Source organism: Kitasatospora nipponensis, from assembly GCF_039528135.1.
GTDB lineage: Bacteria > Actinomycetota > Actinomycetes > Streptomycetales > Streptomycetaceae > Kitasatospora > Kitasatospora nipponensis.
Genome location: NZ_BAAALF010000055.1, coordinates 33,494 through 44,255, shown reverse-complemented (window position 1 = coordinate 44,255; position 10,762 = coordinate 33,494). Strand labels below are relative to the sequence as shown.

The window sequence follows — 10,762 nt, the reverse complement described above, 5'->3', positions numbered from 1 at the left end:
ACGTCCTGCTCGCCCCCGGCCGCTCCGGCGCGCTGGACGCCGGGGCGCGCCTGACCCGGTGGGCCGACGTGGTGGTCGCCACCGTGCGCACCACGTTGCGCGGCCTGAGCGCGGCCCGGCCCCGGCTGGCCGCGCTGCGCGAGGACCTGGAGAGCGCGGGGACCGGCGCCGACGCGCTGGGCCTGCTGCTGGTCGCCGAAGGCCCCTACCCGGCCGCGGACATCACCCGGGAGTTCGGGCTGCCGGTGCTCGGGGTGCTCCCGTTCGCGGCCCGCACCGCGCGGGTGCTCTCGGACGGCGGGGACAGCACGGACCGCCGGTTCATCAGGTCGGAGCTGATGCGCACCGCGCGCACGGCGGCGGACCGGATCCAGACGCTGGTCGAACGCCGCCGCGCGCGGCTCACCCCGGGTGGGGCGGGCGGTGGGGTCGGCGGGGCGGCCGGGGTCGGCGGGGCGCTCGGCGGCGGGTCGCCGAGCGGGGTCGGTGTCGGGGCGGGCGGTGCGGCGGGTACCGGGGTGCTGAGCGGCATGGGGGGCGGGACGGCGAGCGGCGGCGATGGCGGGCCGGCGGCGGGGTACGGCTGGGGTGCGCCGCAGGAGGCGCAGCCGTCGATGTACCCCGTGGGGACCGGGCAGCCGTCGAACCCGGCCTACGCGCCCTCCTCGGGTCAGGTGTTCGCTCCCGCCGCCGAGGCGGGGTACGGCGGCTCCGGGTACGGGGGTGCGGGGTACGGCGGCTCCGGGTACGGGGGCGCGGGGTACGGCGCTTCGGCAGGTGGGTACGCGGCGCAGGAGTACGGGGCGACGGGCGGTGCGAGCCAGGCCCCGGTGGCGCAGCAGCCCGGGCCGCAGGTGTACGGCGGGGTGCAGGGGGTCGCAGGTCAGGGGTATGCGACGCCTGCGGCTGTGACACCGGAGTACGTGGTGGCGGCCGAGCAGGCGCCGTCGTCCGGGACGTTCGCGACGTCGGGGTCGATGGGGTCGTCGGGGGCGTCGGGGTCGCCCGGGTCGGTGTCCGGCGGGCCGTCCGTCGAGCAGACGTACGGACCGCCGGCCGCACGGGAGTTCACGGCGCCCGCCGAGCAGGTGTACGGGCCGCCACCCGGGCAGGCGTACTCCTCGGCGGCCGGGCAGGTGTACGTGCCGCAGACCGGTCCGGTGCGGGTGCAGCCGGGGCCGGTCGGCGGCGTGCCGCCCGTCGGGCAGCAGCTCACCGCGCGGGCCCCGCAGGAGCCGGCGCCCGCGCCGACCCCGCAGCCGTACCAGCCGCAGCAGCACCAGCCGCAGGCCTATCCGCCGCTGGCCGGGATAGCGCCCCATCCGGCGGCGCCGGAGCCGTTCCGGGCGCCGGCCGAGAGTGACGAGACCCAGGGGGAGGTGCTCCGTGCGCGGTAGCCCGATGCGGGACCGTTCCGCCACCGATCCCGCGGCTCCGCCCTGGACGGCGGAACCGGAACCGGAGGCGGTGGAGGAGGAGGCCCAGCGCCCGGTGCAGGGAGCGGCGGTGACGGGAGGTCAGCTGCTCGGTGCGGTCGGCGGACCCGGGCAGCCGGGCGGGCGACCGTTCGTGACCGGGCCGGTGGCGCCGGGACAGGCCGCGGCCGGGTCGGGGATTCCCGGGCCGGTGCCGCCGTCCGGGCGTCCGGCGGGACCGTTCCCCGGGCAGCCGGCGGACGGTCGGCCGTCAGCGGGCCAGCCGCTCGGTGGACCGCCGCTCGCGGGTGCGCCCGCGGCCGGCCAGCCGTGGCCGGCCCAGCCGCCGGCGCACTTGCAGGGGCCGGCTCAGGGACACGCGCAGGCCCCGGGGCACGCGCACGCGCAGGGTCACGGGCCGGCTCAGGGTCACGGGCAGGCGCCCGCGTCGGGGCAGCCGCAGCCGGTGACCCAGGAGTGGCCGCAGTCCTGGCCGCAGGACTGGTCGAGGGCCGCCCCGCCCCAGCAGCAGGGCCGGCCGGCGTCCTACCCACCACCGGGCGCTCCCGCGGCGGCCGCGCCCGGTCGCCAGCCGTACCCGTCCGCCGGTGCTGCCACGACGGCACCGATGCAGGGACCGGGGCAGGGGCCGGCGCAGGGACCGGGGCAGGGGCCGGCGCACGGACCGGCGCGGGCGCAGGCACAGCCGCGGGCGCAGGCCTCGGCCGATTCCGCCGGGATGCCGTTCGGCGCGCCGGCGGCCGGCGGGCCCGGGCGTGGGCCCGCACCCGGGCCGGTGGGCGCTCCGGCGCCGGTACCGCCCGTCGCGCTGTCGCCGACCGTGAGCGCGTCGCCGGCCGGGCTGCCCGTGCTGTCCACCCTCGACCAGTCCGGCGCGGCCACCGCGCCCGCCGTCGACCCCCGGGTGGCCCGCGAGCTCAAGCGCCAGGTGGCCTCCGAACTGCACCAGCAGCTCTCCCGGTTGGCCGGGACGCAGGGGCTGGACGCCGACCGGGCGACCCGGCGCCAGCGCGGCCGGGCGCTGATCGAGGAGACCGTCGCCCGCTGGTCGGACACCTATGCCCAGACGCACGGGGTCACGCCCACCCGCGAGCAGGACCGGGCGCTCTCCGAGGCCGTCTACGACCTGCTCTTCCGGGCCGGCCGACTGCAGCCGTACCTCGACGACCCGGAGATCGAGAACATCCTGATCAACGGTTGCGACGACGTCTGGATCTCGCGGGTGCACCAGCCGCTGCGCAAGGTCCCGCCGGTGGCCGACAGTGACGCGGAACTCATCGAGCTGCTGCAGGACCTGGCCCGCCAGCACGGCGGCGGCGAGCGCAGCCTGAGCACCGCCAGCCCGACCCTGGCGCTGCGCCTGGAGGGCGGCATGCGCCTGCAGGCGATGACGGAGGTGACGCCGCGTCCGTACGTCGCGATCCGGCGCCACCGGGTCGCCTCGGCGACGCTGGCCGACATGGTGGCGCTGGGCACCGTCGACTCCACCATCGCGGCCTTCCTGGCCTCGGCGATCCGGGCCCGAAAGAACGTGATGATCACCGGCACCCAGGGTGTCGGCAAGACCAGCCTGTTGCGGGCGATGGCCGCCGAGATCCCGCCGGACGAGCGGATCGGGACCCTGGAGTCGGAGTTCGAGCTCTGGCTGCACACGCTGGGGCACCTGCGCCAGGTCGTGCCGATGGAGGCCCGGGAGGGGAACGGTGAGCGGGTCGACGGCAAGGTGGCCGGTGAGCTGACGATCGGTGAGCTCATCCCGGCCGCGCTGCGGATGACGCTCTCGCGGATCATCGTGGGCGAGGTGCGCTCGGGCGAGGTGGTGCCGATGCTGCGGGTGATGACCAACGGCGAGGGCGGCTCGATGTGCACGCTGCACGCGCGCGGCCCGCACATGGTGGTCGACCGGATCGCCGAACTCTGCCTGGAGTACGGCTCGCACATGACCGACAGCCTGGCCTACCGGCTGACCGCGAACGCCGTCGACCTCATCGTGCACGTGGCGATGGTGGACGAGACGGCGGTGGGCGGTCGCCGGCACCGGTTCGTCTCGCACGTCATGGAGGTCACCGGGCTGGGCGAGAACGGGCGGCCCGCGCTGAACACCGTCTTCGGGCCGCGCCCCGACCTCGGCGAGCCGCGGGCCGTCCCGCACACGCCGCCGAACTGCCTGGACGACCTGCGCCGCACCGGCTTCGACGCCGGTCTGCTGCAGTCGGCGTACGGCAGTTGGAGCGCGCCGATCGCGTTGCGGATCGGTGGTCTGCGATGAGAGCAGTGCTCTTGGTGGAGAGCGGCGATCGTGCCGTGGCCGGGCGGTCTTCGGGGAGAGCGGTGCTCTCTGTGCGGTGCGGCGATCGTGTCGAGGGGCGGCCTTCCGGCCCGAGAGCGGTGCTCGCCGTTGGGCTCGGTGACCGTGTCGTGGAGCGGTGCTCGGAGAGGAGAGCGGTGCTCTCGAACGGGAGCGCCGCCCTTGCCGCGGCGGGGCGACCCCGGGGGAGAGCGCTGCTCACCTCTGGGATAGCCGCTCGTGCCGCAGACGGGCGCTCTCTGACGAGAGCAGTGCTCTCATTGCGAGCGCCGCGCCGCCCCTCGCGATCACCCCGGTCACCCGGCCCCACGAGAGCACTGCTCTCGTTTCTGATCACCCGTCACGCCCTGGCGTTCCGTCATTCATCGAGAGGGGGTCGCTGATGCTGCTCTTCGCCCTGTGCGGGCTCGCGCTGGCCGGCGGCCTGGTCGCCCTGGTGGTCGGGCTGACCGGCCGCGGTGCCGGGCCGGCCGAGCACTCCGCGCCCGGCCCGCTGGCCACCCGCGCGCACGTCTTCTGGTACGGCTCGGCCGGCACCCCGAACCCCGCCATCGCCCGGCTGCGCCGCATCGAGCTGGCGGTCTCGCTCATCGCCGCGCCGCTGGCCTGGCTCTTCAGCGGGATCCTGCTCACCCTCTTCCTGGTCCCGCTTGCGGTCTTCGGCCTGCCCTGGCTGGTCGCCGCGACCCGCTCCGACACCCGCCAGATCGTCCGCCTGGAGGCGCTCGCCGACTGGACCAAGCGCCTCTCCGACGTGCTGCTGCTCGGGACCGGCCTCAACCAGGCCCTGATCACCAGCCGCCGCACCGCCCCCGCGGCGCTGGAGAGCGAGATCGAGGACCTCGCCGCCCGACTGCAGGCCCGCTGGCGCGCCGAGGACGCACTGCGCGCCTTCGCCGACAGCATCGCCGACGCCACCGCGGACAAGGTGCTCGCCGCCCTGCTGCTGCGGGCCGGCGACAGCGGTCCGGGTCTGGCCCGGGCCCTGGCCGACCTGGGCGACTCGGTGCGCGAGGAGGTGCGCCAGCGCCGGGTGATCGAGGCGGACCGGGCCAAGCACCGCACCACCATCCGCTGGCTGGTGGTCATCATCCTCGGCGTGATCGTGGTCGGCGCCTTCAACCAGCGGTACTCCGAGCCGTACCGCTCCTTCCAGGGCCAGCTGGTGTTGGCGGCGGTCGCCGGGCTCTTCGTCGCGGTGATCGCCTGGATGCACTCGCTGGCCGCCCAGCCGCCGCTGCCCCGGCTGCTCGAGCCCGACCGGCGCAGCCTGGTCGGCGGGCTGCCCGAGGACGATCCCGTGGACGAGGCCGCGCCCGGCTCGGCGGACGAGCGCGCCCCGGGCGCCGGTGCCGGCGCCGGTTTCCGTGCCGGCGAGAGTCCGGGCGGTACCCGTGGTGGCGCCCGGTCCGGCCGGCTCAAGGGGGTCCGATGATCTCGCCCTGGGCCGTGCTGGCGGGCATGGTGGTCGCCGCCGGACTCGCCCTGCTGATCGCCGAACTCCGCCCGGCCCCACCGGACCTGGGCCAGGCCCTGGACCGGCTGCACCGCGCGCCGGTGGAGCAGCGCGAGAGCCAGGCGCAGAGCGGTGCGCTCTGGTACGACCGGATCGGCGGCCGCTCGTTGGGGCTGGCCGGCACCCGGGTGCCGAGCCAGTCGCTGGCGCTGATCGGGCGCCCGCCCGCCCGGTTCATGGCGCACAAGCTGCTCTTCGCGCTGATCGGCCTGGTGCTGCCCGGCTACCTGGCCGCGATGGCGGCGCTGATCGGCACCGAGCCGCCGGTGGCGCTGCCGATGCTGGTCAGCATCGCCCTGGCGGCGCTGGGCTGGATGCTGCCGGACGCGATCGTGCAGAGCGAGGCCAAGGAGGCCCGCACCGAGTACCTGCACGGCATCGCCGCCTACCTCGAACTCGTCGCGCTGGAACGGGCGTCGGACCACGGTCCGGCCGAGGCGATGCGTCGGGCGGCGGCCGTCGGGCGGGGCAACGTCTTCCGCCGGATCCGGGACGCCCTGGAGCGGGCCGCCACCGACCGGTTGCCACCCTGGGACGGTCTGGACGCGCTGGCCGAGGAACTCGGCCTGACCGCCCTTCAGGACGTGGCCGACATCATGCGACTTTCCGGCACGGACGGCGCCGCCGTGTACGACACCCTGCGGGCCCGCTCCAAGGGCCTGCGCGACGAGCTGCTCGCAGCGGACCTGGCGAAGGCCGGTTCGAACAGCGAACAGATGGTGGCGCCAGGCGCGGCGCTCACCCTGCTCATGACGGTCCTCATCGTCTATCCCGCGCTGTACCAGATGCTCCATGTGCTCTGACATCACGTCCGGCCCACCGGACCTCCGTCCCCCGAGGAGAGCGAACCATGAAGACCCTGCGCAGCTACTTCCACCTGTTCCTGCTACCGCTGCTGCTGCCGCTGGTGCCACTGCAGCTCGCGACGGCGTACCTGCGGGTGCACACCGGCCGGCTGAAGGCGGCCCACGCCGCGGGCGACCGGGGCGCGCTGAGCATCGAGATGGCGCTGATCGTGATCGTGGTGGTCGCCATCGCCGGTGCGGTGCTGGCGGCCCTGACGACCTTCGGGACGAACGCCAAGAACAAGATCCCGAGCGTGCTGCCGACCATCACGCCCAGCTGAGCCGTCCCGCCCGGCTGAGCGGTCCCGCCCGGCTGAGTCGTCGTGTCCGGCCCGGTCGCCGCACCTGGCCGGGCCGGCGCACCCTTGCGCCCCCCCCCCCCCGGCCCCCCCCCCCCCCCCGGCCCCCGTCGGGCGAGCGGCCGCGCGCGCCGGGGCGCGACCGGGGCGTTCTCACCATCAGCCTCGCGCTGGTGTTCCCGATCGCGCTGCTGCTCGTGATGCTCGTGGTCCAGGCCGCGCTGCTCTGGTACTCGGACAGCGTGGCCCTGGCCGCGGCCCGCGAGGGCGCCGACGCGGGCCGGGTGGCCCAGGGCACCGACGACGCCGCCAAGGCCCGGGCGATGGCCTTCCTGGCCCGCTTCCAGGACGTGGTCGGCACGGCCACGGTGGAGGTGCCGCCGCGCAAGGACGGCGTCTTCACCATGGTGGTGCACGTCCACCCGCTGCTCCTGATCCCCTGGTCCGACGGGCTGACGCTGACCCAGCAGGTCAAGGAACCCATCGAGCAGTACGTCCAGCCCGGTCAACGGGCCGGGTGAGGCGGAGTGATGAGGCAACGGTGGACCCGGCGGCACGACCCGCAGGCCGGCAGCCTGGCCATCGAGATGGCCATCCTGGTCCCGGCGCTCGCGCTGCTGATCTCGGTGGCCGTGATCGTCGGGCGGCTGGAGGCGGCGGCGAGCGCGGTCGACGCCGCCGCCCCGGGCGGGGGGCCGGGGCGCCCCCCCCCCCCCCCCCGCGCCCCCCCCCCCCCCCCCCCGCCCCGCCCACCAGCGCGCCCGCGCCGTCGGCCCGCCCGACGTCCCCCGCTCCCAGACCCACCCCGCCCCCGCGCCCCACCACCCAGGCCCCCCCGCCGGTCGCGCCGACCACCGCCGCCGTCCCGCCGCCGGCCACCACCGCGCCCGGCAGCGCACCGGCCACCAGCGCGCCGCCCAGCAGCGCGGCCCCCACCACCAGCGCCCCGGCCAGCCCCTCGCCGAGCGCCTCGGCCGCCACCCTCAAGCCCGGCGACACGGGGGCCGCGGTCACCGCGATGCAGCATGAGCTCTCGGCGGCCGGCTGCGGCTACCCGTGGCACAACGGGAAGTACGACACCTGGACGCAGCAGGCCGTGGGCGACTTCCAGAACGACAACCGACTCTGGAACGAGCCCTGGGGCACCTTCACCCCGGCCACCCGCGCCGCCCTGGACGCCGGCGGCACCTGCGTCGGGTTCTGACCCGTCAGCCCGTCACCGCCCCAATGATGCTGATCCCCGCCAGGACCAGCATCGCCGACGCCGCGACCCGGATGATCACCTTCATCGGCACGTGCTTCAGCAGCTTCTGCCCACCCAGGATCGCCAGGCCGCCCACCGCGCACAGGGCCAGCCAGGCACCCAGGCCCACCGCGAGCGGGTCGGCGTACTTGGCGGCCAGGTTGGCGGTCATGATCTGCGTCAGGTCACCGAACTCGGCCACCGCCACCACCAGGAAGCTCGCCCCGGCCACCTTCCAGAAGCCGCTCGACGAGGGCTCCTTGGCCGCGTGGCCCTCCTCGTCGTGCTTGTGCAGCAGCAGCATCGCGGCGCCGGCCAGGAAGAGCAGCCCGGTGACCAGCTCCACCCAGCGGTGCGGCAGCAGGGCGAGCAGGCTGCCGGCCACCAGCGCCAGGCCGACCTGCACCGCCATCGCCGCGGCCACCCCGGCGAAGACGTAGGCGGCGCGGTAGCGGGTGCCGAGCATCAGCGCGGCCAGCGCGGTCTTGTCCGGCAGTTCGGCCAGGAAGATGATGCCGAAGGTGACGGCGAATACGGTCAGGCTCATCGGGGCGGAGTCCCTCGCGGTCGGGCTGCCCGACCGCGCGGCCCCATGAAAGAAGAGACCTCGGCCCGGCAGCACTGGTCATGATCACAGCACTGCGGCCGAAGGTCTCGCCAACACCCCGGATCCCGCGGTGTCCCGGGCGCCGGGCCCCTCATCACTGAGCGGCCAGTATGTCGACGGTCCGGTGGAGGGCTACTCCCCTTCAACTCCTCCACTCTACCGGACGCCGCACCAGCCCCCGGCCCACCAGCTCCAGCACCACCACGATCGCCACCGACTCCACCGCCAGCAGCGCGACCAGCACGAAGAGCTGCACCGCCCCGGCGGCCACCGGCGAGGCACCGCCCAGCAGCATGCCGACGAAGGCGCCGGGCAGGGTGACCAGACCCACCGTGCGGGTCTGGTCGAGCGCGGGCACCAGCGAGGTGGCGGCGGCCGTGCGGCAGATCTCCAGCCGGGCGTCGCGGTCCTCGAAGCCCAGCGCGAGCGCGGCCTCCACCTCGCCGTGGCGCTGGGTCAGCTCGTCCAGCGCCCGCCGGCCGGCCAGCGAGGTGGCGCTCAGCGCGCCGCCGATCAGGATCCCGGCCACCGGGACGATCGTCAGCCCCTGCCAGGGCAGCAGCCGGCTGCCGAGCAGCAGGACCAGCACCGGCAGCACCCCGGCGCCGATCGGCGCGGCCGCCCAGGCCCAGGACCACCCCGGCGCGTCCGTCATCCGCCGCCCCGCGGTGTGCACCGCGACCGAGAACATCAGCAGCACGAAGAGCGCCGTCCACCAGAGCGAGTGCACCACCCAGGTGATCACGAAGGCGACCGCCGCCAGCTGCACCACCGCCCGTGCCCCCGCGCGCAGCACCGCCCGCCCGTGGCCCAGCCGCCCCCACCCGGCCACCGCGACGGCCGCCGCCAGCAGCACCGCCATCGCCACCCCGAGCAGCGGGGTGACCGGCAGCAGTTGCCCGGAGCCGGCGGCGGCCAGCGGGATCAGATCCAGCTGACGAACCACATGCGGTCCTGCCAGTCGGTCATCGGGATGACCTGCGCGGTGTAGAGGGGCAGGAAGAAGAGGAAGCAGCCCATCACCGCCAACACGATCGCACCGGCCGCCACGCCGCCCACCAGGCGTCGGCGCGGCGGGCAGCCGGGCGGCCCGAGCAGCGCGCCCAGCATCTGGGCCACCGCCAGCGCCAGGAACGGCACCAGCACCACCATGTAGAAGGAGAAGATGGTGCGCTCCTGGAAGCCGAACCAGGGCAGGTAGACGGCGGCCACCGCGCAGAGCACCGCGCCCGAGCGCCAGTCGCGGCGGAAGAACCAGCGCCAGAGCACGTAGAGCAGCGCGAAGCAGGCCGTCCACCAGAAGAACGGGGTACCCAGCGCCAGGATCTGCGTGGTGCAGCCGCCCGGCGCCGTGCAGCCCTGCTGGCCGGTCGGCACGGTCTGCCAGTACATGCTCACCGGGCGGCCCTGCACCAGCCAGCTCCAGGGGTTGGACTGGTAGGTGTGCGGGGTGGTGAGCGTGGTGTTGAAGTGCCACATCTCCGACTGGTAGTGCCACCAGCTGCGGAAGGCGGCCGGGCCCGGGCCCGAGCGGTGCTCGGCCCAGTTCCGGTCGTAGCCGCCGGTGGTGGCGAACCAGCCGGACCAGGAGGCCAGGTAGGTGCCGGCCCCGACCAGGACCAGCGAGGCGAAGGCGGGCAGCGCGTCGCGGCGCAGCATCGAGCGCAGCGGGCGCCGGGCCCCGGCCGCCCGCCGCCCGGCCTGGTCCCAGAGCACGGTGAGCAGGCCGAAGGCGGCCAGGATCTGCGCGCCGTTCCACTTCACCGAGCAGGCCGCGCCCAGCAGCAGCCCCGCCGCCAGCCGCCAGGGCCGCAGGCCCAGGCGGACCAGGTCGGCGTCGGCGCCGTCGGCGACCGCCGCGGCCAGGTGCGCCCGGCTGCGGTCCCGGTCGATCAGCAGGCAGCCGAAGGCACCCAGCACGAAGAACATCAGCACGCCGTCCAGCAGACCGGTGCGGCTCATCACGAAGTGCAGGCCGTCCACCGACATCAGCAGCGCGGCGGTGCAGCCGATCAGCGTGGAGCCGAAGAGCCGGCGGCCGATCCGGGCCAGCATCAGCACCGAGAGGGTGCCCAGCAGCGCGACCATCACCCGCCAGCCGAACGGGTGCAGCCCGAAGACGTACTCCCCCAGCCCGATCACCCACTTGCCGAGCGGCGGGTGGGCGACGAAGGCCGGCGCGGGGCCCAGCGGGATGTGCTGCGGGACCCCCAGGATCTGCTCGTTGGCGTCGCTCGCCCAACTGCCCTCGTACCCCTGCTGGAGCAGCGACCAGGCGTCCTTGGGGTAGTACGTCTCGTCGAAGACGAAGGCGTTGGGGTAGCCCAGGTTCCAGAACCGCAGCACTCCGGCGAAGAGCGCGACCGCGATCGGGCCGAGCCAGCCGGAGTGCCGCAACAGCCAGGGGGCACGGCGGTTCAGCAGGTGCAGGACGTCAGGAGGGGTCCGGGTGGGGACCGCCGGTCGCTCGGTGACTGCCGTATCTGCCATGACCCCACCGACGTATCG

At 75.3% G+C, this 10,762-nt stretch carries 9 protein-coding genes and 1 pseudogene; 7 read left to right on the top strand and 3 right to left on the bottom strand.

Annotation, left to right across the window (positions count from 1 at the left end; all coding sequences use genetic code 11):
* The 7 genes and pseudogenes from ABD323_RS17585 to ABD323_RS17555 all read left to right on the top strand — a co-directional run.
* Positions 1-1,397 (top strand): annotated as a pseudogene (locus ABD323_RS17585) (hypothetical protein); the annotation flags it as partial.
* Between the two features lie 859 nt (positions 1,398-2,256).
* Positions 2,257-3,705 carry a TadA family conjugal transfer-associated ATPase gene (locus ABD323_RS17580; protein WP_344442582.1) on the top strand — a complete coding sequence of 483 codons (1,449 nt, stop codon included), beginning with the start codon at positions 2,257-2,259 and terminating at the stop codon, positions 3,703-3,705.
* Positions 3,706-4,126: 421 nt separating this feature from the next.
* The gene (locus ABD323_RS17575) at positions 4,127-5,179 is read left to right on the top strand and encodes a type II secretion system F family protein (RefSeq protein WP_344442581.1); all 1,053 of its coding nucleotides are present in this window, start codon (positions 4,127-4,129) and stop codon (positions 5,177-5,179) included.
* The gene (locus ABD323_RS17570) at positions 5,176-6,063 is read left to right on the top strand and encodes a hypothetical protein (RefSeq protein ID WP_344442580.1); all 888 of its coding nucleotides are present in this window, start codon (positions 5,176-5,178) and stop codon (positions 6,061-6,063) included. Before ABD323_RS17575 ends, ABD323_RS17570 begins: the two co-directional genes overlap by 4 nt.
* Before the next feature lie 47 nt (positions 6,064-6,110).
* A complete protein-coding gene (locus tag ABD323_RS17565; RefSeq protein ID WP_344442586.1) occupies positions 6,111-6,386 on the top strand; it encodes a hypothetical protein in 276 nt (91 codons plus the stop codon).
* Entirely contained in the window at positions 6,383-6,925 is a 543-nt protein-coding gene (locus ABD323_RS17560; RefSeq protein WP_344442585.1) for a TadE/TadG family type IV pilus assembly protein, read from the top strand. The genes ABD323_RS17565 and ABD323_RS17560 overlap by 4 nt, the downstream gene beginning before the upstream one ends.
* Positions 6,922-7,608 (top strand): peptidoglycan-binding domain-containing protein, encoded by a 687-nt coding sequence (locus tag ABD323_RS17555; RefSeq protein WP_344442579.1) that lies wholly within the window; start codon positions 6,922-6,924, stop codon positions 7,606-7,608. Before ABD323_RS17560 ends, ABD323_RS17555 begins: the two co-directional genes overlap by 4 nt.
* 4 nt (positions 7,609-7,612) lie before the next feature.
* Here the strand turns inward: ABD323_RS17555 and ABD323_RS17550 are convergent, their stop codons facing one another.
* From ABD323_RS17550 to ABD323_RS17540, 3 genes are all read right to left on the bottom strand, one after another.
* On the bottom strand, positions 7,613-8,194 hold the full coding sequence (locus tag ABD323_RS17550) for a TMEM165/GDT1 family protein (RefSeq protein ID WP_344442578.1): 582 nt from the start codon (positions 8,192-8,194) through the stop codon (positions 7,613-7,615).
* 202 nt (positions 8,195-8,396) lie between these two features.
* Positions 8,397-9,116: an ABC transporter permease gene (locus ABD323_RS17545; protein ID WP_344442584.1), complete on the bottom strand. Its 720-nt coding sequence runs from the start codon at positions 9,114-9,116 to the stop codon at positions 8,397-8,399.
* Between the two features lie 62 nt (positions 9,117-9,178).
* The gene (locus ABD323_RS17540; protein WP_344442577.1) at positions 9,179-10,744 is read right to left on the bottom strand and encodes a dolichyl-phosphate-mannose--protein mannosyltransferase; all 1,566 of its coding nucleotides are present in this window, start codon (positions 10,742-10,744) and stop codon (positions 9,179-9,181) included.
* Positions 10,745-10,762 lie beyond the last annotated feature (18 nt).